At 40.8% G+C, this 23,587-nt stretch carries 26 protein-coding genes; 21 read left to right on the top strand and 5 right to left on the bottom strand.

Translation table 11 applies throughout. From position 1 onward, the window contains the following. The first annotated feature begins 38 nt into the window (after nt 1–38). Both GXK58_RS10125 and GXK58_RS10120 read left to right on the top strand, forming a co-directional pair. Nucleotides 39–1,226 carry an alanyl-tRNA editing protein gene (locus GXK58_RS10125; protein ID WP_160722354.1) on the top strand — a complete coding sequence of 396 codons (1,188 nt, stop codon included), beginning with the start codon at nt 39–41 and terminating at the stop codon, nt 1,224–1,226. A gap of 31 nt (nt 1,227–1,257) precedes the next feature. Beyond that, nucleotides 1,258–1,521, top strand: coding sequence for a DUF1871 family protein (locus GXK58_RS10120; protein ID WP_160722352.1), 264 nt, complete (start codon nt 1,258–1,260; stop codon nt 1,519–1,521). Between the two features lie 158 nt (nt 1,522–1,679). On the opposite strand, the gene GXK58_RS10115 is transcribed toward GXK58_RS10120, so the two are convergent. Then, entirely contained in the window at nt 1,680–1,916 is a 237-nt protein-coding gene (locus GXK58_RS10115; RefSeq protein ID WP_160722350.1) for a helix-turn-helix domain-containing protein, read from the bottom strand. A 223-nt stretch (nt 1,917–2,139) separates the two neighbouring features. On the opposite strand from GXK58_RS10115, the gene yugI reads away from it, so the two are divergent. From yugI to GXK58_RS10085, 6 genes are all read left to right on the top strand, one after another. Then, nucleotides 2,140–2,541: a S1 domain-containing post-transcriptional regulator GSP13 gene (gene yugI / locus GXK58_RS10110; RefSeq protein WP_160722348.1), complete on the top strand. Its 402-nt coding sequence runs from the start codon at nt 2,140–2,142 to the stop codon at nt 2,539–2,541. Between the two features lie 179 nt (nt 2,542–2,720). Further along, complete coding sequence (locus GXK58_RS10105; RefSeq protein WP_160722346.1) at nt 2,721–3,920, top strand: ornithine--oxo-acid transaminase; 1,200 nt, start codon at nt 2,721–2,723, stop codon at nt 3,918–3,920. A 24-nt stretch (nt 3,921–3,944) separates the two neighbouring features. Continuing rightward, nucleotides 3,945–5,216 carry a Glu/Leu/Phe/Val family dehydrogenase gene (locus tag GXK58_RS10100; RefSeq protein WP_160722344.1) on the top strand — a complete coding sequence of 424 codons (1,272 nt, stop codon included), beginning with the start codon at nt 3,945–3,947 and terminating at the stop codon, nt 5,214–5,216. Nucleotides 5,217–5,652: 436 nt separating this feature from the next. Beyond that, nucleotides 5,653–6,816: an iron-containing alcohol dehydrogenase gene (locus GXK58_RS10095; RefSeq protein ID WP_160722343.1), complete on the top strand. Its 1,164-nt coding sequence runs from the start codon at nt 5,653–5,655 to the stop codon at nt 6,814–6,816. A gap of 115 nt (nt 6,817–6,931) precedes the next feature. Next, on the top strand, nt 6,932–8,281 hold the full coding sequence (locus tag GXK58_RS10090) for a glucose-6-phosphate isomerase (RefSeq protein WP_160722342.1): 1,350 nt from the start codon (nt 6,932–6,934) through the stop codon (nt 8,279–8,281). 82 nt (nt 8,282–8,363) lie between these two features. Then, nucleotides 8,364–8,774: a YugN-like family protein gene (locus GXK58_RS10085; RefSeq protein WP_160722341.1), complete on the top strand. Its 411-nt coding sequence runs from the start codon at nt 8,364–8,366 to the stop codon at nt 8,772–8,774. Here GXK58_RS10085 and GXK58_RS10080 read toward each other — a convergent pair whose 3' ends face one another. Continuing rightward, nucleotides 8,775–9,758, bottom strand: a complete 984-nt coding sequence (locus tag GXK58_RS10080) for a potassium channel family protein (RefSeq protein WP_160722340.1) — start codon at nt 9,756–9,758, stop codon at nt 8,775–8,777. It lies immediately after the preceding gene. Between the two features lie 203 nt (nt 9,759–9,961). Here GXK58_RS10080 and GXK58_RS27500 point away from each other — a divergent pair, with 203 nt between their 5' ends. The 4 genes from GXK58_RS27500 (at nt 9,962) to GXK58_RS10060 (ending at nt 13,768) form a co-directional block, all read left to right on the top strand. Then, nucleotides 9,962–10,126 (top strand): aspartyl-phosphate phosphatase Spo0E family protein, encoded by a 165-nt coding sequence (locus GXK58_RS27500; RefSeq protein ID WP_160722339.1) that lies wholly within the window; start codon nt 9,962–9,964, stop codon nt 10,124–10,126. A 110-nt stretch (nt 10,127–10,236) separates the two neighbouring features. Then, nucleotides 10,237–11,907, top strand: coding sequence for a DUF6044 family protein (locus tag GXK58_RS10070; protein WP_160722775.1), 1,671 nt, complete (start codon nt 10,237–10,239; stop codon nt 11,905–11,907). 18 nt (nt 11,908–11,925) lie between these two features. Further along, a complete protein-coding gene (locus GXK58_RS10065; RefSeq protein ID WP_160722338.1) occupies nt 11,926–12,966 on the top strand; it encodes a glycosyltransferase family 2 protein in 1,041 nt (346 codons plus the stop codon). Nucleotides 12,967–13,141: 175 nt separating this feature from the next. Continuing rightward, nucleotides 13,142–13,768, top strand: coding sequence for a LysE family transporter (locus GXK58_RS10060; protein WP_160722337.1), 627 nt, complete (start codon nt 13,142–13,144; stop codon nt 13,766–13,768). A 68-nt stretch (nt 13,769–13,836) separates the two neighbouring features. Here GXK58_RS10060 and GXK58_RS10055 read toward each other — a convergent pair whose 3' ends face one another. Together GXK58_RS10055 and GXK58_RS10050 are read right to left on the bottom strand one after the other, a co-directional pair. Continuing rightward, nucleotides 13,837–15,210, bottom strand: coding sequence for an amino acid permease (locus GXK58_RS10055; RefSeq protein ID WP_160722336.1), 1,374 nt, complete (start codon nt 15,208–15,210; stop codon nt 13,837–13,839). 83 nt (nt 15,211–15,293) lie between these two features. After that, nucleotides 15,294–15,455: a hypothetical protein gene (locus tag GXK58_RS10050; RefSeq protein WP_160722334.1), complete on the bottom strand. Its 162-nt coding sequence runs from the start codon at nt 15,453–15,455 to the stop codon at nt 15,294–15,296. Between the two features lie 230 nt (nt 15,456–15,685). Here GXK58_RS10050 and GXK58_RS10045 point away from each other — a divergent pair, with 230 nt between their 5' ends. Then, a complete protein-coding gene (locus GXK58_RS10045) occupies nt 15,686–16,435 on the top strand; it encodes a TraR/DksA C4-type zinc finger protein (protein ID WP_160722332.1) in 750 nt (249 codons plus the stop codon). 53 nt (nt 16,436–16,488) lie between these two features. Here GXK58_RS10045 and GXK58_RS10040 read toward each other — a convergent pair whose 3' ends face one another. Beyond that, nucleotides 16,489–16,701, bottom strand: coding sequence for a YozQ family protein (locus GXK58_RS10040; protein WP_160722331.1), 213 nt, complete (start codon nt 16,699–16,701; stop codon nt 16,489–16,491). Nucleotides 16,702–16,795: 94 nt separating this feature from the next. Here GXK58_RS10040 and GXK58_RS10035 point away from each other — a divergent pair, with 94 nt between their 5' ends. From GXK58_RS10035 to GXK58_RS10000, 8 genes are all read left to right on the top strand, one after another. Beyond that, the gene (locus GXK58_RS10035) at nt 16,796–16,933 is read left to right on the top strand and encodes a hypothetical protein (protein WP_160722329.1); all 138 of its coding nucleotides are present in this window, start codon (nt 16,796–16,798) and stop codon (nt 16,931–16,933) included. Between the two features lie 152 nt (nt 16,934–17,085). Further along, entirely contained in the window at nt 17,086–17,985 is a 900-nt protein-coding gene (locus GXK58_RS10030; RefSeq protein WP_160722327.1) for a cation diffusion facilitator family transporter, read from the top strand. A 223-nt stretch (nt 17,986–18,208) separates the two neighbouring features. Next, nucleotides 18,209–19,147 carry a magnesium transporter CorA family protein gene (locus GXK58_RS10025; RefSeq protein WP_160722325.1) on the top strand — a complete coding sequence of 313 codons (939 nt, stop codon included), beginning with the start codon at nt 18,209–18,211 and terminating at the stop codon, nt 19,145–19,147. A 153-nt stretch (nt 19,148–19,300) separates the two neighbouring features. Next, nucleotides 19,301–20,557, top strand: a complete 1,257-nt coding sequence (locus GXK58_RS10020; RefSeq protein ID WP_160722323.1) for a S8 family peptidase — start codon at nt 19,301–19,303, stop codon at nt 20,555–20,557. A gap of 153 nt (nt 20,558–20,710) precedes the next feature. Beyond that, nucleotides 20,711–21,928: a tetratricopeptide repeat protein gene (locus GXK58_RS10015; RefSeq protein WP_160722321.1), complete on the top strand. Its 1,218-nt coding sequence runs from the start codon at nt 20,711–20,713 to the stop codon at nt 21,926–21,928. After that, nucleotides 21,925–22,068, top strand: coding sequence for a hypothetical protein (locus GXK58_RS10010; RefSeq protein WP_160722319.1), 144 nt, complete (start codon nt 21,925–21,927; stop codon nt 22,066–22,068). Before GXK58_RS10015 ends, GXK58_RS10010 begins: the two co-directional genes overlap by 4 nt. A 117-nt stretch (nt 22,069–22,185) precedes the next feature. After that, on the top strand, nt 22,186–23,361 hold the full coding sequence (locus GXK58_RS10005) for a trans-sulfuration enzyme family protein (RefSeq protein WP_160722317.1): 1,176 nt from the start codon (nt 22,186–22,188) through the stop codon (nt 23,359–23,361). Between the two features lie 27 nt (nt 23,362–23,388). Then, nucleotides 23,389–23,574, top strand: a complete 186-nt coding sequence (locus tag GXK58_RS10000) for a hypothetical protein (protein ID WP_160722315.1) — start codon at nt 23,389–23,391, stop codon at nt 23,572–23,574. Nucleotides 23,575–23,587 lie beyond the last annotated feature (13 nt).

Raw genomic sequence — 23,587 nt, 5'->3', positions numbered from 1 at the left:
AAATGAGTACATCAATTCAAAAATCGGAGTGTATTGCCATGAAAACTAAACTGTTTTATCAGGATCCATACCTGAAAACCTTCTCAGCCCGCATCCTTAAACAGGAAGTGGATGAAACAGGAAAAAATTATGTGGTACTTAATCAAACTGCTTTTTACCCGACAGGAGGCGGCCAGCCTCATGATACAGGCCGAATTGCCAATCAGACGGTTGAAGATGTAGAAGAAGTAAACGGCGAAGTTCGTCATTATCTAAGCGGACCTATACATACGATCGATTCGGAAGTAAACAGTAAAATTGATTGGGAAAGAAGATTTGATCATATGCAGCAGCATGCAGGACAGCATATTTTATCGGCTACCTTTGACCATTTATTTGGCTATAAGACGGTTGGCTTCCATCTAGGGAAAGAAAACCTCACCATCGACTTAGAAACAGAGGAATTAACGAAAGAGGAAGCAAGACAAGCGGAGCAGCTGGCTAATCAAATCATCCTAGAAAACCGGCCGATTGAAACGAAATGGGTAACAGAAGAAGAATTGTCTCAGTATAATCTAAGAAAAGATACAAAGGTGAAAGAAGATATTCGACTTGTCATCATCCCAGACTTCGATTATAACGGCTGCGGCGGTACACATCCAAAAGCTACTGGCGAAGTTAGTGCGATAAAAATTTTAGATTGGGACAAGCAGCGGAAAAATATTCGCGTTCAGTTTGCCTGCGGATTGCGAGTCATCCAAAAACTTGGGGAAAAGCAAACCATCTTACATCAATTAACTAAACTCTTGAATGCTCCGGAAATAGATATGCAGAAAGCCGTCACTCGTTTGTTAGAAAACGAAAAGCACCTGATCAAAGCGCTTGAGCAAGCAAATGAGACCATTCTTCAATATGAAGCACTGGAATTGGCGAAAAAGGGGCAGGCGGTTATTGCAAAAGCCTTTGAGAACAGGACCATTCGAGAACTGCAGAAGCTTGCCCGCATGATTGTTTCAGAGGATGCTGAAAGCCTTGTTATTTTTGCTTCATCAGATGGAACTCGAAAGCAGCTGGTTTGCGCAAGAGGAAAAGCGAGAACAGAAAATATGAAACAAGTAATAGGCGAAATTTTGCCGATGATAAATGGCAAAGGCGGCGGGAATGAGTCCTTTGCTCAAGGTGGAGGAGACGCAGTCCTAACAACCGAACAGATTCTTGAGAAATTAGTATCTTTAATAAACAAATAAACCACTTTGAAAATAGATAGGAGATTAAAGCATGCGAAATGAGGTACAAACCAACTTGCAGTTTGTGGACTTGTTAAATCAATGGGATCCTTTACATTTAGTCAATGGGGATTATGAGACGGAAATTGCCGATACCATTCAAGCGGTTTATGAATTAGATGAACCCAAAATGCTGGCAGAACGTATCCAGGCCATCTATGAATTTTCATTTGAAAAGGTCATCCCGATGCAAGCCTGTCTGCAAGTTGCTAAAGAGTTATTGGTCATTAAAGCGAATCAATCCTGTTCATTATAATCTTATCAACAAAAAAGGAGGACAACCGATTGGATTGTCCTCTCAAAAAGGGGGAATACTAGAAAGCTTTATAATTCAAGTGTTTCCAAGCTCCCCATTTTTATACACTAATCAGTAAAAAAACGGTAAATTTTTCCGTCCTTAGCCTGCTTCTTATACTATTTTGAGTTTACAATAGAGGAGTTTGGATGATTATTATTTTGCTGTAATAATTCTGATGCAGGTATATCAAGTACAGTGGACAGTTTTAAGATCGTTTGATTACTTGGAATTTGTTCCCCGGATTCATATTTAGAGATTTGTTGAGTACCCACTCTCAACCGTATAGCCAGTTCCTCTTGGGTCATTTTTAAGCTTTCCCGATACGTTTTAATGGTCCGGCCAATTGTATTCATACCACTCACCTCAACATTCCAAAGTTAAACTTCTCACTATTAATATATCATGCTATAGGACCACTCTATTTATTCTTCTTTGAAAGTTATGTTAAGGTTTCTATAGAGTGTGGAAAGTTTGAGCATAAATTAGAAAGCTTTTTTGATTAAATACTGTGTTTATGATATAATTTTTTAATGCGTATATATGGGAAAAAATAATTATCTACTTAGGAGTGTTTTCATGACAGAAAAATTAGAAGTCGGAAGTATTTTAACAGGTAAAGTAACTGGAATTCAACCTTACGGAGCGTTTGTCGCATTAGACGAAAATACACAAGGTCTTGTTCATATTTCGGAAATTACCCACGGGTTTGTAAAGGACATTAATGAACATCTTAAAGTTGGAGATGAAATTAAGGTTAAAGTTTTGTCTGTTGATGAAGGAGCAGGAAAAATCGGTCTTTCTATCCGTCAAACCGAGGAAGCACCTGTTCAAGCGTCTGCAAAGCCAAAAAAGCCTCGTAAGCGCGTTGCGGCTGCTATCATTCCTGAAGCTGAAGGACAACAAGGTTTTAATACCTTAAAAGATAAACTGCAAGAATGGATTGACCAATCTTCACGTGATGATTTAATTAAAAAATAAGCAGATTGTAAGCCTAGCCCAAACTATTCCCTGGTTTGGACTAGGCTTTTTTTTGGGGGAAGATAGCTACTGTGGGAGGAATACCTAAGTCTTTATAAAAAAGTGTTCATTCTTTTTTCCGGCTCGGCTACAATAGAAGTATCTATACATAAAATTCGGAAATCGGATGGAGGAATAGCATGGAAATAAAAAACAGCACAAGTGAATTGATTGAGCAAACAGAGAAGTATGGTGCCCATAATTATCATCCACTGCCAATCGTGATTTCACGCGCTGAAGGGGTTTGGGTTGAAGACCCGGAAGGCAAAAAGTACATGGACATGCTAAGTGCTTATTCAGCCCTAAATCAAGGACACCGACATCCCAAAATCGTTCAAGCGCTCAAAGACCAAGCCGATAAGGTAACCTTAACTTCCCGCGCTTTTCATAACGATCAGCTCGGTCTTTGGTATGAAAAGGTCTCTCATTTAACGAATAAAGACATGGTATTGCCGATGAATACAGGTGCGGAGGCGGTCGAGACGGCTATTAAAGCTGCAAGACGCTGGAGCTATGATGTGAAAGGCGTCGCTGAAAATCAAGCGGAAATTATCGCTTGTATCGGGAACTTTCATGGAAGAACAATGACAGCGGTCTCACTGTCTTCTGATGAGGAGTATAAGCGCGGATTTGGTCCGATCCTTCCTGGTATCAAATTAATCCCATACGGTGACTTACAGGCGCTAAAAGCCGCAATTACTCCAAATACTGCAGCTTTTTTAATTGAACCCATTCAGGGGGAAGCAGGGATCATCATCCCGCCTAAGGGCTTTATGTCATCAGCATTTGAGGTTTGTAAAGAAAACAATGTTCTTTTCATTGCCGATGAAATTCAGGCCGGACTAGCACGTACAGGTAAAATGTTTGCAAGTGAGTGGGAAGGCATTGAACCGGATATGTATATCCTTGGAAAGGCACTAGGCGGAGGGGTATTCCCTATTTCTTGTGTTACAGCAAATAAAGACATATTGGGTGTTTTTAATCCTGGTTCTCACGGTTCAACATTTGGAGGAAATCCAATCGCTTGCGCTGTTTCAATTGCGGCATTAGATGTACTGGTAGATGAAAAGCTTGCTGAGAAATCATTGAAGCTTGGGGAATATTTTATTAACAAGTTGAGAGAAATTAAGAATCCCAAAATTAAGGAAGTCCGCGGCCGTGGCTTGTTTATCGGGGTGGAATTAACAGAATCAGCACGGAAATATTGTGAGCAGTTAAAAGAATCTGGACTGCTGTGTAAGGAAACACATGAGACAGTCATCCGTTTTGCACCGCCGCTAGTGATTACGAAGGATGAATTAGACTGGGCTCTTGAGCGAATCAACAAAGTTTTAGGATAATTTTTATATATCAGGGGTGCCAAAATGGTGACGATTGATGAGGACAGAACGGTTAATGAAGATTTAAATCTCCTTACATCAACAAAGATTGTAATACATGATGCCTTAAAAAAGCTCGGCTATCATCAAGATATGTTTCATCTTTTAGAAGAGCCGCTTCGGACACTCATTGTCAGGATTCCTGTCCGGATGGATGATGGTACAACCAAGATTTTTAAAGGGTATCGTGCGCAGCATAGTGATGCGGTCGGACCCACCATGGGCGGGGTCCGATTTCATCCGAAAGTAACAGAGGATGAGGTTAAGGCACTATCCATGTGGATGAGCATTAAATGTGGGATTTGTGACCTGCCATTTGGCGGCGCTAAAGGCGGGATCCTTTGTAATCCGCGGACCATGTCCTTTGGGGAGTTAGAACGTTTAAGCCGGGGGTATGTCCGGGCCATCAGCCAAATGGTCGGACCTGCGAAGGATATCCCTTCCCCTGAAATGTATACGAACTCACAAATCATGGCCTGGATGCTCGATGAGTACAGCCGTCTCAGACAAAATGTCTCTCCCGGCTTTATTTCGGGCAAACCAGTGGTATTGGGAGGCCTGGAGAGTTGGGAAAAGGCTGGGGCTATGGGGATTACCATATGTATTGAAGAGGCTGCCAAGAGACGGGGAGTGTCAATCATAGGGTCGCGGGTTATTGTCCAGGGCTTTGGTAATGCTGGCGGCTTTGTCGCAAAGTTTTTACATGACGCTGGGGCAGTGATTATCGGTATCTCCGATGTGTATGGTGCCCTCTATAACCCCGACGGTTTACCGATTGATTATCTTCTTGACCGGCGTGACAGTTTTGGGACGATTTCTACGCTCTTTGATGGTGTTATGCCAAACGAGGAACTGCTTACAAAGGAATGTGATATTTTAGTTCCTGCAGCTGTTGCTAATCAAATAACCGCTGAAAATGCGTACAATATAGGAGCGAAAATTGTGGTGGAAGCGGCAAGTGGACCTACGACACTTGAGGCTGCTTCTATATTGGCAGAACGGAATATTCTACTTGTACCGGATGTTTTGGCAGGTGCGGGAAGTGTGACGGTTTCTTATTTGGAATGGGTTCAAAATAACCAGGGACTTTATTGGGATGAAGATGAAATAGAAGAGAAGTTACGGCAAAAAATAGTCGCATCCTTTGATCGGATTTACGAGCTTGCGCAAAGTCATCGTATTGATATGCGCCTTGCTGCGTATATGGTAGGTGTGAAAAAACTGGCAGAGGCATCCCTTGTTAGAGGCTGGGTTTAAAAAATTCCTGCATCATGAAAATGATGCGGGGATTTTTTTTGCACATAAGTAAAGAATATAACCTTGAGCGCGCTTCCTGCCGCTGCTTAAAAAGGTGAGAATCTCAACCACTGCGACGATGAGGCGAGGTCTCAACCCCTGAATGAGGAAGGAAGCTGGAGCTTCGACAGATGAGGCGAGGTCTCAACCCCTGAATGAGGAAGAAAGCTGGAGCTTCGACAGATGAAACGAGGTCTCAACCCCCGAAGGAGGAAGAAAGCTGGAGCTTCGACGGATGAGGCGAGGTCTCAACCCCCGAAGGAGGAAGAAAGCTGGAGCTTCGACAGATGAGGAGGAGTCTCCCCCAAAAGGAGGAGCCTTAAAATACAAAGACTGTTTTTTTTGCAAAAAAAAACATAATAAATAATAATAGTAAAAGAAAAGGAAGGTGTTATCTTTGGAGAATTTTACATTCCTAAACCCAACTAAATTAATATTTGGAAAAGGTCAGCTGGAACAATTAAAAACAGAAATCCCTCAATACGGGAAAAAGGTATTACTTGTCTACGGCGGCGGCAGCATCAAAAAAAGCGGCCTCTATGATCAAGTGACAGGCCTGCTCGATGAAATCGGAGCCCAAGTCTTTGAACTTGCTGGAGTCGAACCTAATCCACGCCTGACAACAGCCAGAAGAGGTGTGGACATCTGTAAACAAGAAGGCATCGAATTCCTGTTAGCAGTCGGTGGAGGAAGTGTCATTGACTGTACAAAGCTGATTGCCGCGGGCGCTAAATATGATGGAGACCCTTGGGATATTGTCACCAGAAAAACTGTTGCCCAGGAAGCCCTGCCGTTTGGTACCGTCCTAACCTTGGCTGCGACAGGATCAGAAATGAATTCAGGATCTGTCATTACCAATTGGGAAACAAACGAGAAATACGGCTGGGGAAGTGCGGTCACATTCCCTAAATTTTCAATCCTTGATCCGGTTAATACCTATACAGTACCTAGAAACCAAACCATTTATGGCATGGTCGATATGATGTCACACGTATTTGAACATTATTTCCATCTTGCAGAACATACAGAGTTTCAAGACCGCATGTGTGAATCACTGCTCACAACGGTCATGGAGACGGCTCCTAAGTTACTTGAAGACCTTGAAAATTATGAGCACCGTGCAACCATTTTATATTGTGGAACCATGGCATTAAATGGAATGGTAAACATGGGCTATCATGGTGACTGGGCGACACATAATCTAGAACACGCCGTATCTGCAGTCTATGACATTCCACACGGCGGCGGACTGGCAATCCTTTTCCCACACTGGATGGAGCATAATCTAAGTGTAAAACCGGAGCGTTTTAAGCAGCTGGCTGTCAGAGTGTTTGGAGTAGATCCTGAAGGCAAGAGTGCCGAAGAAGCAGGTCTTGAAGGCATTCGTAAGCTTCGTGAATTCTGGAACAGCATTGAGGCTCCAGCGCGTTTGGCAGATTATGATATTGATGACAGTAAGATCGAGCTGATGGCAGATCGTGCGATGGTCAATGGCGATTTTGGTAATTTTAAAAAGCTAAATCGTGAAGATGTACTTGCCATTTATCGGGCATCCCTATAAAAGTAGGAAATTGTCGAAAATGGGTGCGCTTTCATCTGTTAAGGTTTCTTGATAAATTCCTCAAGCTTCGGTAAAGTGATAACTGAAAAATAAAATAATGGAGGATTATTCATTCATGACACACGTTCGTTTTGATTACTCGAAGGCCCTCTCCTTTTTCGGAGAACATGAACTTACATATTTACGTGATGCCGTAAAAGTTGCCCACCATTCTCTTCACGAGGGAACAGGTGCTGGTAATGACTTCTTAGGCTGGATCGAACTGCCGACTAACTATGACAAAGAGGAATTTTCCCGCATTCAAAAATCTGCTGAGAAAATTAAATCTGATTCCGATGTTTTACTTGTAATCGGAATTGGCGGTTCTTACCTTGGTGCAAGAGCAGCGATTGACATGCTGTCTCACAGCTTTTACAACGCACTACCAAAAGAAAAGCGCAGCAATCCACAGATCATTTTTGTCGGAAACAGCATTAGCTCCACTTATATGCGCGATTTAATGGACCTGCTTGAAGGTAAGGATTTCTCTATTAACGTCATCTCAAAATCAGGAACGACTACAGAGCCAGCGATTGCTTTCCGTATTTTCCGCAAGCTTCTTGAAGAAAAGTACGGCGTTGAAGAAGCTCGTAAACGCATTTACGCGACTACTGACAAAGCAAGAGGCGCTCTTAAAACATTAGCGACAGAAGAAGGCTACGAATCCTTTGTGATTCCCGATGATGTCGGCGGACGTTACTCTGTTTTAACAGCTGTTGGTCTTTTACCTATCGCTGTTTCTGGTGCAGATATTGATAAGATGATGGAAGGTGCCCGCCAGGCACAAAATGATTTCAGTCATTCCGAAATCGAAGAGAATCCAGCCTACCAATATGCTGCGGTAAGAAATGTCCTTTACAATAAAGGAAAAACAATTGAAATGCTGATTAACTATGAACCAGGCCTGCAATACTTCAATGAATGGTGGAAGCAATTGTTTGGTGAAAGCGAAGGGAAAGACCAAAAAGGGATTTACCCATCTTCAGCCAACTACTCAACTGACCTTCACTCACTTGGACAATATGTTCAAGAAGGACGACGCGACCTATTTGAAACCATTGTAAAAGTAGACAAGCCTCGCCATGAGCTATCAATCGAAGCATTTGAAAATGATTTAGATGGTCTTAACTATTTAGAGGGAAAAACCATCGATTTTGTTAATAATAAAGCTTTTGAAGGAACCATGCTTGCTCATACAGACGGCGGCGTGCCAAACTTAATTGTAACCATCCCTGGAATGGATGAATATTCGTTTGGCTACCTTGTTTATTTCTTTGAAAAAGCATGTGCCATGAGCGGATACCTTCTTGGCGTCAATCCATTTGACCAGCCAGGAGTTGAAGCTTACAAAGTGAATATGTTTGCTTTACTTGGAAAGCCAGGATTTGAAGAAAAGAAAGCAGAACTTGAGAAACGTTTAAAATAAATTAAAAAAGAGTGCTGATGTATTATTGCATCAGCACTCTTTTATTTGGGAAAACTAACCCTAAAAAAGGGGGAATTTGTACATGCATGAAATCCCGTCAAAGGTAGAAGGAAAGACGTTTGAATTGTTTAAACTCGAACAAAAATTAAAACCAATCGGCTATACGATTGGCGGTAATTGGGAATATGACCATGGTTCATTCGATTATAAACTGAATGATGAAGATAGTTATGAATTTTTAAGGGTGCCCTTTACTGCCGTTGATGGCGAGCTGGATACCAGGGGATGTACAGTTGAAATTGGCAGGCCCTATTTGTTGGCCCATCAGTATGAATATGGGATTGATGAGCACGGGGATACTGGTAATTTTTCTGCTTCCCTAAATCAATTCCAAGCACCCATAGATGAGGATGCAGATATCCCATCTCAATATATTGATAAGGGTAAGAAATTGGTAACCGAATTAGAAAAGGTTATCTTAACAAGCGATTAATCATTTAAACATCAGTAATTGATCATCTTCCTCAAATTCAAATGATTGCGGGGGATTAAGAAATGTTTCATCCCCCCTTTTTACTCCAATGACTAATAAATCCTCTTTCATAAGCTCAAGAGCTATGTCCCTAAAATTCTTTCCCCTATCATCTATCTTGACCGTGCGGGCCGAGAGCCTGCTTTCCTGCAGTTGATGAATGACATTTAATAGCAGTCCATCTTCTTTACTGTGGAGGCTATTAATCATAAAAACACTTGTTAATTTATTAGATTGGATTACCTCATCCGCACCAGCTCTTTTCGCATTGACCACTTGTTCTGCAGTTAATATTTCAATAATACATTTTACTTGGGCACAAATTCCTTTAATAGTGAGTAAGGTTAAGATACTGTTCATATCTGCCTGTAGTTCATCGTTCCCTCGATCTGCTGTGATTAAAACTTTTTCTGCGTGCTGGATATCACTTTTAATAATCGTATCATCGACATGTCCTTTTCCTTGGATAAAATGGACAAACCGTGATTTCACCGGATTGGTATTAAGTGTTTCATCAATTAACACAATCATTTGCTGATTATTTGCATTCGTTAGCTTATGAATCAATTCTTTTGAGCGCTCATTCCAGCCGATGATAATAATATGGCCTTCTCCTTTAAAAGGGATTTTTCCTTCAAAAAGGGCATCCTGTTTAGTAACAGCCGCTGCAGCTAAGGTTCCAAAATAAGAGGAAACGAATGCTACGCCAAATAAAATTAAGAGTAATGCGGTTAATCTTCCCAATATGGAATGGGGGACAAAGTCTCCGTAACCAACGGTTGAAGCAGTGATAATTGCCCACCAGATCCCGTCAAAAATTGTTGGGAAGGTGTCCGGCTCTAATAAGTGTATAGTAACTCCGAATAGGAGGAACACGACTAATGCCATTACTAAGATTCGAATAAGAAGCGGTAAGCGTAAAAAGCTGATATAAACTCTTGGCAAAAAATAGCACCTCGTTTCTGTATTCACTATTATGGTCAAAAATAAACCGTCTCATAATCCATAAGCACCTATTTCAACTAATAGTCCATTGTTCACAAAAAGTTGGAATTCTTTAGCTGAAACCTACTTGTCTTCTCTTTAAAAAACTTATAAATTAAGGTTAATAACATCACTGCAGTTATAATGGGAAAGAGGGTTGGCAGATGAATACCAGTACAATAGCACTACAAGAAGATATTGAAATCACTCGCACGGAAATGATTCAGTTAGCTCAACAACTCGGGTTTTCTAATCCCAATGTCGTCAAATGCAGTCAGAAACTCGATTCCCTGCTCAATGTTTATCATAATCAAATAATTAAGAGATAAAAACCTTCCAGAAAGCTGGAGGGTTTTTTTAGTTTTTGGAATAATTTTCAACCCTTGAGTAAAATTTATAATAGAAGAACTCGTGTACATAGGGGTGTAGAAGAGTGTTAATGGAAACGAAAAAGGAGCGCCTATTCATCCTTTTCGCTTTACTAGTGATCCTGGCCTATCTTTCACCATTGTTTATTTTGCAGGAAAATGCCCATATCCGGGTTCATGATAATCTTGACAGCAATTTGGCTTGGTATAAGGTACTGGCGCAAAGTGGGGAAATGTTTGGCAGTGTGAATGCCGTAATCCCGCAAATTATCAATGGACATTTATCGAGGAATGCTTTTGGTACAGAATATAGTGTCATTGTTTGGTTGTATTCACTCTTTCCAACGATGGCTGCCTACGGGTTAAGTCAAGCGCTCACAAGGGTTGTCGCTTTCTTTGGGATGTATTTATTGCTTAAAGACCATTTTCTCCCTGGAGATAAATGGCTGGTAATTAAAATTGGCACTGCCCTTGCCTTTGCCTTGACCCCATTTTGGCCGTCGGGAATGTTAAGTACCTTAGGGATGCCATTAGCATTATGGGCCTTTTTAAATATTCGAAAGCATGAGGATACATGGAAGGATTATTTGGTTCTTACCTTACTGCCTTTATACTCAAGTATCGTTTTAGGCTTTTTCTTTTTTTTAAGTGCGATGGGAATGTTTTGGTTATGGGAGGTTATAAAGGGGAAGGGATGGAATCTTCGATTTTTATTTGGGATTAGTTACATGACCGGGATTTTCATGCTAGTTGAGTACCGGCTTATTTATTCCTTTTTATTCTCGACAGAACCTAATAGCAGGGATGAATATTTCCATGCCCATCTTACTTTTTCACGGGCTGTCAGGCTGTTTGTAAAGAATTATTTGCTTGGGCATACGCATGTAATGACGGTACATACCCTTATCATTCTGCCAGCGACCTTTATGGCTATTTACATTGTATTTAAGAAAAAGTTATGGGAGCAGGAGCGGCTGTATGTCTTTTTATTTGGGTTAAATATTATTTTGTCCTTATGGTATGCTTTTTGGTTTTATGAAGGCTGGCTGCCAGTAACGAAAATTTTTCACTTCATGGATACGTTTAACTTTGCCCGTTATCATTTTTTAAGACCAATGGTGATTTATGCAAGCTTTGCTCTTGCTTTAAAAATTATTGCAATCCATGGTCTTGATGGATTTAAGCTAGCCAAATGGCTGGTAATTGCGCAGATTGTTTTTTTAGGGCTGTTAAATGATGAAATCATCTATCGAGAAAAGCCTACGGTGAAAGAATTTTTTGCAGAAGACTTATTTGCCGAGGTAAAGGACTATATTGGCCTCGAACCGGAACAATACCGGGTCGCAAGTATCGGGATCCATCCGGCAATCTCGCAATATAACGGCTTCTTTACCATTGATACCTACAATAATTTCTATCCTTTAAACTACAAACATCAATTTAGGAAAATTATTGAAAAGGAATTAGCCAAAAATAAAACCATTGAGACCTATTATGACAAGTGGGGCGGACGCTGCTATCTTTTTACGGCCCAGCTTGGCAAAAGATATATGATAAAAAAAGATTCAAAACGGCACTTAAAGAATTTGGAGCTAAATACAGAAGTGTTTAAGGAGATGGGCGGGAGGTATATCTTTTCAGCTCTTCCGATTGATAATGCAAAGCAGAATAAGCTTTTACTCGAAAGGGTTTTTACTTCAAAAAACTCAGCTTGGAAGATTTACTTATACAAAACCATGTAGACAGCGGGGGTATTTTAAATGATAGAACCAATCCTTACCATTGTGGTACCATGCTATAACGAAGAAGAGGTTTTGCCGCAATCAATAAAGGAGCTCGCGGGACAGCTAAAAGAATTGATTGCTGATTCGCTTGTTTCTAAGCAAAGCAAAATCCTATTTGTTGATGACGGCAGTAAGGATCGTACATGGGAAGTGATTTATAAGGAGAGCCTCAGGAACGATTATGTCCGCGGCTTAAAATTGTCCCGTAATGCTGGGCATCAGAATGCTTTACTTGCAGGATTATACACGGCAAAAGAGCATTCTGATTGTGTCATATCTATCGATGCTGACCTGCAGGACGATATCCGGGTCATCCGTGAATTTATCCTTAAGTTTCAGCAGGGCTTTGACATTGTCTATGGCGTCCGGAAAGGGCGTGAGACAGACAGTCTTTTCAAACGCAGTACAGCCCAAGGATTTTACAAGCTGATGAAAAAAATGGGTGTCGACCTTGTGTACAATCATGCGGATTTCCGTCTGTTAAGCAAACGGGCTGTCCAGGAACTGGAGCGGTTTAATGAAGTGAATTTATTCCTAAGGGGCATTGTTCCGCTGCTTGGTTTTCGCTCGGATGTGGTTTATTATGACCGTTTAGAAAGGCAGGCAGGGGAAACGAAGTATCCATTAAAAAAGATGCTGGCGTTTGCTTTTGATGGGATTACCTCCTTTTCCGTCTCGCCGATCCGTTTTGTGCTAATCACTGGTTTTGTTTCGTTTTTCATGAGTCTTATTTTTGGAGGTTACTTTTTAGCGCTTAAATTTTTTGGAACCACGCAAACGGGATGGACATCCTTAATCACTTCCATCTGGCTGATTGGCGGACTGCAATTGATTGCGATTGGCCTAATTGGCGAATATGTTGGGAAAATTTATAAAGAAACGAAACACAGACCGAAATACATTGTGGAGATTGATTCCTACTCGATACCAAAACCAAGACATCATTTGCTTAGTCATACGGTAGAAGAAGCGGGATTCGGTTTTGATTTAAGGAAAATTTCCGAGTCGAATCAGTAGCCAGTAAAGAAAAGGGCGTGCCTAAATAAATAGGCAGCTCTTTTTTATTGTCCAGCTCCAGCGCCTGTTCAAGGCGCTTCCGCTTTTCTAATATTTTTGTGGTACAACCCTCCTATTATGAATAAACATGGATAGAAAGGCATCTATCCATTGCATTGGGGGGGAGAGGTATTTAATGAATGTATTTTTGAGCTATATATTGTTGGGACTTTCGCTAGCCGCTCCAATCGGGCCGATAAATGCGGCCCAAATTGATCGGGGAATTCGTAATGGCTTTATGCACTCATGGCTGATTGGAGTGGGGGCCGTAGTAGCAGATGGAATCTATATGCTTGTGGTCTATATAGGGGTCGTCCAATTCCTAGAAACTGCCTTTATGCAAACCTTCTTATGGTTTTTTGGCTGTTTTGTCCTTATGTATACAGGAATCGAAACCTTTATGAATGCTGGAAAAATTAATCTGCAGCAGGCACGTGGTCAAGAACCGCTTTATAAATCATTTTTTTCGGGTTTCTTAATGTCCATTTCGAATCCATTAACCATCCTCTTTTGGCTGGGGATTTATGGGTCAGTACTTGCTAAAACTGCAGCTACCTATGATACGAGTCAATTAATCCTCTATAGCAGTGCCATTTTCATTGGGCTGTTGACGTGGGATTTAACGATGGCAGGTGTAGCAAGCAGCGCCCGTAAATTTTTAACATCCCACCTGTTGGTCATCATCTCATGTCTTTCTGGAATCTCATTAATTGGATTCGGGGTCTATTTTGGCATGCAAGCATTTCATAACTTATTTGGATAACAAAAAAGTCAGCAAAAAGGCTGACTTTTTGTTTTATGGAGAGAGCAAGTCCATGCAAGGCTCTATTCTTAGGCTGTCGGCCATGGTTTAAGGACACTGCTCTTACTTTTTTCCTTGTTCTTTTCTTTTTTCCATTTAAAGCTCAAAATCAAAGTGATTATTCCAATCACACCAACAAATGCTAAGCTAATAAAAAAACCTGGCCTGCTCGTATCGTGGAATAATGTCCCGGTGACGGCAATTAAGATAAATAGGGCTCCGATGGTATACATGACCTTCTCTTTTGTTTTTAACTCTAATATTTTTCTTGAGGAGGCAAGTATAAAGAGCCAGTTATACAGGAGCATTAATCCTGCTGCCGTCGTCACCCATTCGTAAATTTTATCGGGAAGAACTAAAGCAGAGATAATCGATGCTGTAATCCCAAGCATGGTAATAATTAACGTCCATAATGGGACATTCAGTTTCCCTTTCTTAGCAAAACAGGCAGGAGCATCATGCTCTTCGCCCAAGGTTTCCAGAACGCTGGTTACCCCATATAAAGATGCGGTCATCGTTGAAAAACCCGCTATAATGAGTGTGGCGTTAAAGAAATGGGGGATAAAAGGCAAATGGTACGCATTTAGGGCCACAACAAAGGTGCTTTCCTTTGTATTAAATTGATTCCAGGAAACCATGATTACAGCCAGGCCAATCGATAAGACATAAATAATCATTAGAGTGAACAACATGACTTTTCCAGCTTTAGGCGCTTCACTTGGATCTTTTAATTTTGTAGCCATTAACCCTAAAATTTCTATTCCGCCAAACGCATAAAACGCAAAGATAACAGCAGACCATAGACCGATTGTTCCGTGCGGGATGATTTCATTGCTACTATTCGGAAATTGAATCGGACGATCGCCATCGATCACACCAAAAATCGCTAATAGGGCGATAACAATGAACATTGTAATTGCTGAGATTTTTAAAATGGCCAAGATGTTTTCGAGCCTATTTAACACTTTTACCCCAATTAAAATAATGGTTAACCCTAGAGCAGCATAGATGGCGGTAAATACCCACAATGGAACGTTTGGAAACCAAAAACGGGAAAAAATGGACAAGGCTGTCAATTGACTTCCCATAATCAACACTTCCGAGGACCAATACACCCATCCGCTGCTAAAGCCGGCCCATCTGCCATAGGCCTTTTTGGCATATGATCTGAACCCGCCTTTTAAAGGCTCTTTGGAAGTCATTTTTGACAGGGCATCATAGACAAAATAAGTGCCAAGCGCAGCAATTAAAAACGCAATCAAAATAGCGGGCCCTGCCATTTTAATAGCAAGACCAGAACCTAGGAAGAACCCTGTCCCAATCGTACATCCCACTCCAAACAGGGACAGCTGCCACCATTTCATATTGTTATTTTCATTTGCACCGGATTTGGATTTACTCATTGTACTCTCCTTTGTATCCATCCCTATACCGTGTATAAAATGGTTAAGAGGGAGTCCCCTTTAGGCCGCACAAATAAGGGAAACTAAATATTCCGGCCTGTGGCACCTGGTGATTTATCGGTATTGGATTGATTATTATATTCACGGTCGTTCAAACCAGGCTGTTGATTTTTATCACTGCCTATATACTTGCCTTGATGCTTGAGTTCGACCTCTCTAAATTTATCAAAGTTTTCGTTTACCATTAACATCTCCTCATTTCTGTTTTAAGTTTCACTTCAATTAATCATTCTTAAGATACACGACCGTCTGAAACTTATTCGAGATATGCCGCAGAAACGAATTCGAAATTTATTGGAATTAAATTTTTATTACATAATCAACAGTGAAAAAAATGAAAATATAAGGGAACGATAAATAAAAACATAAATGGATAAATAGATGGTGAAATAGTGCTTCTGAAAGGGGTAACCATATGTTATCGACACAGCAGCTCTCTGAGCTACGATTACAATTGTTAAAGGAAAAAGATGAAGTAGAGGAGCGTCTCGATCAGAACGACCATTTTGGGTTTGAACGAGGGCATGCTCATGAGTCAATGGGAGAGTTATCGAGTTATGATAACCATCCGGCTGACGAAGCCACGGACCTCTATGAGCGCGAAAAAGATAATGCCTTGCTAGAACACTACAAATTGCAGCTGGGTAATATTAATCGGGCGCTAGAGGCGATGGAAAACGGAATGTATGGGAAATGTGAGGTATGCAAACAGGAAATCCCGCTAGAAAGGTTGCAAGCTTTGCCCAATACAACCTATTGCAAGGAGCATACCCCCGATCAGCATCTATCTCATGATCGGCCGATTGAAGAGGGCGTGCTGATTCCTCCATTCGGTAAGTTTGATATGGATGAATCAGATGAGAATGTCGCTTTTGATGCGGAGGATTCCTGGCAGGCAGTAGCGGAATGGGGAACCTCAGATACCCCATCAGACCTTGCCTTTCCGAAGGATCACTATAATGATACTTATAATGAATCCGAAGAGAGTATTGGTTATGTAGAGGACTTTGAAAACTTTGTGGGCAATGATATGTATGGAAATAATATTACTGTCTATCCGAATGCCCAGCATGAAAAGTACGAGGCTGCCCTTGATGAAGAAGGAATTATGACAAGCTTCGGAGACTTACCGGCTTACGAACACGATCCATATGTTGAAGACTAAAAGTTGGCTAAAAAGAAAACAGCTTTCAAATGAGAGCTGTTTTCCTTCTTGCTTTAACTTTCTTTTGTGCCTACTTTTCCGATAGGGATATCCTTCCCGTTCACATCGTCGATAACGGCACCGATTTCTCCTTCTGTATAGACATCGCTTACTTGCTCATGGGAAGTAGCGATACCTTTAGAGAGGTCGTCACTTTCTTGGTAATAACTTGGATGATAAAAACTTCCGGCAAGTTCTTTTTTAGGATTTGCTTTCTGATGTTCCATTTTTTCATCCTCCTTTTTGGATTAGTGGTACAACCGTATTTTTTCTTATTTCACATTTCTTACTCCTAAAAAATTTGAAAGGGGACGAGGGTCCATGAAACAAAACAATGAATTTCCATCGCGGGAAGAATTAGATCAAGCCTTCCACTACCTTCATGATCAAATTAACCGTATTTCTGTCACAGAAGAGGTTGAAATGCTTAAAAAGGAAAATGAGGGTCTCGAGGATTAGTATTTTTGCTGGCTGCAACACTCGTTGAACGAGGCAAGAGTTTTTCTCTAGACCCACTAGGACCATGTTTGTTATGATTCCTGAGGCTAAGTTACTTTGAGTTTATATAAAAATGGCGCTTGCGCTTTTCTGAGTTTAAAGGTGGTTTAATAATGGTAATAAATAGAGAAACTCTTGCAAAAAAAATAGCGTGGATTAGTGTGATTAGTAATGTGATTTTGACGCTCGGGAAGATTGTTATTGGCCGGCTGGGAAACAGTGATGCTGTTTTTGCTGACGGTATTCATTCCGCTGCAGATGTGTTTGCATCTGTAATCGTTTTATTGGTCATTAAAATCTCTAATAAACCAGCAGATAAAGAACATCCTTATGGGCATGGAAAGGCTGAGGTCATTGTCTCAGAAATCGTGGGTATTCTCCTATTTTTAGTTGCCATCTATGTGGCATTCGAGGGCATAAGCGGTTTCTTTCATGCGGTAGAGTCACCGAGTCTTTTAGCTATGTGGGTTGCTCTTTTTTCCTTTGCTGCGAAAATTATTCTTTATCGCAGCTCGTTAAAGGTGGCAAATGAACATCATAGCAAGGCCATTGAGGCGATTGCCTTCGACCACAAAGCAGATATTGTTGCATCGATTGCAGCGGCCATTGGTGTTCTTCTATCCGTCATCGGAGAACGGTTTGATATTCACTTCTTACTATATGGGGATAAGGCAGCCAGTATTTTTGTCGCCTATTTAATCTTTAAGATTGCCAAAGAAATGATGACCGAAGCTTTTGATATCCTATTAGAGCGGAATATCGATACGGACACGCTGCAGGAATATATCGGTGTGATCGAAAGCTTCCCTGAAGTTCGAAGGATTGACCGGGTTCGCGCAAGAGAGCATGGCCATTATGTTTTAGTGGATGTCCGAATAGCCATTGATCATTTTAAGACCATTAAGGAAGGGCATGATCTGGCAAAATTAATTAAACAGGCACTTATGGATCAGTATGATAATATTCATGAAGTATTAATCCATTTAAATCCATATTTTCCTGAAGACAAATAATTCCTAAAAAAAACTCCTTTGTACTTTGAGCCATTTCGGTTTATGATAGGATAGGATATAAAAGTTAAGGGAGTTGATATTTTTGAGTTATTCCGTAGACCCGGACCCAAGTAGGCGGGGGGAAGTCAATGAAATCTTAGAATTGATGAAATTGAATACCAAAATATCAACTCTTAAAAAGGTTGTTGGCTTCCTCGACTAAGAGACTAGAGGAGGTTTTGCCATGTTAGAAATTTTTAAAAGCACTGATGCACGGGTTTTGGAACAGGTTGACGCGGTCTCAAAAGGCTGCTGGGTGAATATGTATGCCCCAACGGCAGAAGAAATAATGAAGGTATCGAATGACGCTCAGGTGGATGTCGATATTATCAAAGATGCGCTCGATGATGAAGAGCGTCCAAGGATTGAACGTGATGACGGCCGAGTCTATATCATCGTCGACTTTCCTTACATTATCCATGATGAAACAGGTTTTGCGGTTTATGAAACCATTCCAATTGGCATTATTTTAACTGAAGATAATGTTATTACTGTTTCTTTAAAGGATTCACCTATTATTGAGGAATTTCGGAAAAATCGGATCAAGGAATTCTATACATTTAAAAAAACACGCTTTGCCTTGCAATTATTGTTTGTCATTTCATCTTATTATCTCCGTTATCTGAAGTTGATTAATAAGAAAACAAACGAAATTGAACGGGAAGTGCATCAATCCTTAAAAAATAAAGAGCTTTATGCATTTTTAGCTCTAGAGAAAAGTTTAGTTTACTTTACCACTTCCTTAAAATCTAATAAGGTAGTTCTTGATAAAATTTTGCGTTTTAATTATTTAAAAATGTACGAAGAAGATAAGGATTTATTAGAAGACGTGATTATTGAGAAAACGCAGGCCATTGAAATGGCGGAAACGTACCGTTCGATTTTAAGCGGGATGATGAATGCCTTTGCTTCGATCATCTCGAATAACCTGAACATTGTCATGAAGTTTCTCACATCAGTCACGATTATCTTGGCGCTGCCAACGATGGTGGCGAGTTTTTACGGAATGAATGTGTCGATCCCGTTTCAGCATATTAGACATCCATATATGATTCCATTGATTTTATCTGCATGTTTAACATGTTTAACTGCGTTTATTTTTTGGAAAAAGAAATATTTCTAGATTACCAGTCTTACATTAGACTGGTTTTTTTATTTTTTTTTAAAAATTTTCCCAACTTTTTAAGACGAACTTTTCTTATATTGCTATATGGGTGCGAATATAATTTACCGCAAGCCAATTTGTCCATGGCGATTTTTTGAAAGGGGAGTTTGAATGAGGAAAAAGAGAACTTTGGGTGCAGTTTTGATGAGTGTAGCAATGGGGATGTCGTTATTTGCGACAGGAGCATTTGGACAGCAGGTTGAGTCCAATGACACCTATCGTGTCCTGATTAAAGGCCCCGCGTCAGAACAAACGAAAGCGAAGGCAAGCTATGGAGTCCGCTGGGATTTCGCAGCAAATGGTTTCACAACAACCGTCAATACCAAGCAGTACCAAGCACTCCTTCATAATAAAAACTTGCAGATTGAGCAGGTTCCTGAAGTTTCTTTAACGGATGGAAGAGTGGAAGCAGCTGCAAAACCGGGCGGAACAGCGGGTACTGTGCCGAGCGACCGAACTCCATGGGGCATACAGGCCATTTATAACGATCCTCTCATTGCTAGTACCTCTGGCGGCAGCGGAGTAGTTGTTGCCGTGCTTGATACAGGGGTTTACCGGACTCATCCAGATTTAGCCGGCAGTTTAGAACAATGCCAGGATTTCTCTCAGATGAAGGTCTCCTGGGTCGATGGAACCTGTGCGGATGGAGATGGACATGGTACGCACGTTTCCGGAACGGTTTTAGCGAATGGCGGCAGCGGCAAGGGAATTTACGGAGTGGCCCCTGAAGCGAAACTTTGGTCATATAAAGTGTTAAACGACCGTGGCAGCGGCTATTCAGATGACATTGCCGCCGCTATTCGAAAAGTAGCCGATCAAGCCGCAGGAAAAAGGGTAATTATTTCAATGTCCCTGGGTTCAAGCACAAAGGATTCACTGATTGCTAGTGCGGCAGACTACGCCTATCAAAAAGGAGTTCTAATTATTGCGGCAGCAGGGAATAGCGGTTCTGCTGACAACACGATCGGATACCCTGGGGCATTAGCTAATGTGGTCGCGGTGGCTGCATTAGAAAATGTTCAAGAAAACGGTACGTATCGCGTAGCTGATTTCTCCTCGAGAGGCAGCTCTGCTACAGATGGCGATTATATCATTCAAGAACGGGACGTAGAGGTTTCTGCACCTGGAAGATCCATCGAATCCACTTGGAATGATGGAGGATATAACACCATTAGCGGTACCTCCATGGCTACACCGCATGTCTCCGGCCTTGCTGCCAAACTTTGGTCTGCCAATCCGTCGTGGTCTAGTACCCAAGTGCGGACAGAACTGCAGAATCGAGCAAGAGCCAATGATATCAAAGGCGGGATTAGTTCAGCAGCAGGTGACGATAATGCATCTGGTTTTGGTTTCCCGAAAGTAAAGTGATAACCAAATAGCCATCTGGGGTCTTGACTTCGGATGGTTATTTACATATTTTAAAAATTCTTTATTTTTAAAAAATAACTGTCGGAATCATTTTTATTATAGTAAAATGGGAAAAAAGACAGACAAGCTGGTGAGATGATGGAGTTCGGAGCCTTGATCAAATACTATCGTACCCAAAGAGGAATCACCCAAACAGCGCTTGCTAAAGGGATTTGCTCTGTCCCGCATCTAAGTAAAATTGAAAACAACTCAAAAGAAGCTAACGAGGAAACTATTGCACTATTACTTCAACGGCTCAGCATTAGTCTCGAAGAAATGGAAGAACAGGAAGGACAAATTAAAAACCTCCTTAGAGATTTAAGCAATAAAATGAACTTTTTTCTAATGGAAGAAGTAGATGAAATCTATCAGACATTAAAGAGTATCGAGCATCTCATCCCCTTCTCCAAACATCTTTTTTCTTGCGAATTAACAAAATATCGTTATTTCCTTTTTAAAGGATTAATTGATGATGCCGAGTCACAAAGGGACTTATTGTATAAGCAAAAGAAGAATTTTTCCCAACATGAAAGCTATTTATTTCGTTACTATAATGCGATATTCTTAATATTAAAACAACAGTTTAAGAACGCAGATGATATCCTCGATAGTCTCTATCAAGAAAATGATCAGGATACAACCAGCGGTGAATTCTTGTATCACCGTGCTTTAGTAAAAAGTTCGCTGGAACAATCAGGTCATGCGATCCATTTTGGCAAGATGGCCTTGCAAATTTTCATGAACCAGCATAACTTTCTTAGAATCCTGCACACGTTAATGCTCTTAGGCATCAATTACACCCATTCAAAAATTTACGAGGAAGCGGAAGGATGTTATCAGCATTTAATCCGGAATGCAGAAATTTTAAAGGAGGACAAGATGCTTCCGCAAATTTATCACAACATGGGCTTTTTACAAAACAAAATGAACAATCATTTGGAAGCGATTAAGTATTATGAAAAAAGTTTAGCCCTTCAGCCTGCCATTAATCCGCATTATCTTGTAACTATGTATGCAATTGGTGAAATTTATTTCTCCATAGACTCGATGGAGAGTGCCAAAAAATACTTTCAAGAAGTCTATTCCTTATCAAAGGAGCTGGGAAATAAAAAATACCGTCTGTTGGCTGACTTTTACTTGTGCCGAATGGCTTCACCACAAAAAGCATATAAATACTTAGAAACCAAGGTCATCCCTTACTTTGAGGAGACCAATGAACATATTGATGACCTTACCCGCTTTTATAAGATGCTCTCAGATTACTATAATGACAACGGTAAGATCCATGAAGCAGTCAGTTATTTAAATAAAATAGCAGGAGGATTGTTATGAAAAAATGGACTGCGCTACTATTATCAGTTACGTTCCTTGCTCTTTTTGTATCCAACACAACTTCCGTAAAAAGTGAATCACATCCTCAGGTCGTTGCATACGAAGCACCTGAAGGTCATCCCATCCAGCCGCCAGTATGATGATGGCAAACAAAAAATCCCTGTTTTCAGGGATTTTTTTTATGGACTGGAATGAATATTGAAGAAAGACAGACAATAGGTAAAAATAAATTTTGTTTAATAGGAGTCAACTTTCTTATGTCACAGGGAAAAGAGTTTGAGGTCGATAAACAAATTTGTATGCATTATGAAGATGACCGGAATCGCTTTAATGGTGCGGTTGTCCCTCCCATTTTTCAAAATACCGTATTCACCTATCAGACGTTTAGTGAGTTGACAGATGCGGTTAAAACAGAAAAATATCACTATGTCTATGGAAGAGGAACCAATCCTACGGTCGAAATCGTGGAGGAAAAACTAGCCGCATTAGAGCGGGGGGAAGAATGCAAGACCTTCGGGTCAGGCATGGCAGCGATAAGTGCGGCGATAATTAACAGCGTGGAAAGCGGCGACCATGTACTGTGTGTGAGTAATTTATATTACTCCACGATGGAGCTCTTAAAATATTTAGGAAAGTTTAATGTAAGTCACTCAGTTGTATACTCTACTAATACCGAGGAAATTTCACAAGCCATTCAATCGAACACGAAGGTGATCTTTCTCGAAAGCCCGACGGATCTGACCTATCGATTGCTAGATCTTGCCGCGATCAGTAAACTGGCAAAGGAAAATGGAATCCGGACGATTATCGATAATACCTGGGCGACGCCCCTTTTTCAAAAACCAATACCGCATGGGATCGATATCGTCGTCCATTCCGCTTCTAAATATCTTGGCGGCCATAGTGATGTCTTAGGCGGGGTGTTAATTACAAGTTATAAAATCATGAAATCATTATTTGAGAAAGAATATTTACTAATGGGAGCTGCGATGCCGCCGTCCGAAGCAGCCCTTTTGCTAAGGGGCTTACGGACCTTACCACTGCGCATGCAGTCCCATCAGGAGAATGCATTAAAAGTTGCCGCGTATTTGGAGTCCCACCCGAAAGTAGCTAAAGTTAATTTCCCTGGACTTGAATCCCATCCGGATTTTTTATTAGGAAAAAAACAACTCACTGGTTACAGCGGTTTAATGAGCATAGAACTAACGGAAGCAGATTATTGTGGAGTAGAAAGGGTAATTAACAAACTAACTGCTTTTAAAATCGGAGTTTCCTGGGGTTCATTTGAAAGCCTAGTCCTGTCTCCTAATTTGCGGAACAATGAGGGACAGCTGCTAAAGGAACATATCAGCCCGGGGACTATTCGACTGGCAGTAGGTCTAGAGGATGTAAATGTTCTGATCCATGATTTGGAGAAAGCTTTATGTGATTAATGAGGAAAAGAAAGCAGGTGAGAAGTGATGAAAGATCAAGAACCGAGCCGATTGTTTGAAGATGAGGAATGGGAGAAAGAGGCGATGAAAAAGCTGTATGGAGTTGAACCTGAGATGAGTCTGCAGACAGCACGCTTTGCGACAACGGAAAATCCTCTTTTGACGGAATATTACCAAGAGAGAAATGAGGATGACAATAATCCACTTGAATGAAATGATTCAAAAA

Source organism: Bacillus sp. USDA818B3_A, from assembly GCF_009928415.1.
In the GTDB taxonomy this organism is placed as follows: domain Bacteria; phylum Bacillota; class Bacilli; order Bacillales; family Cytobacillaceae; genus Neobacillus.
Note: the sequence above shows the minus strand (reverse complement) of the source record. Positions and strands in the feature narration are given on the sequence as shown.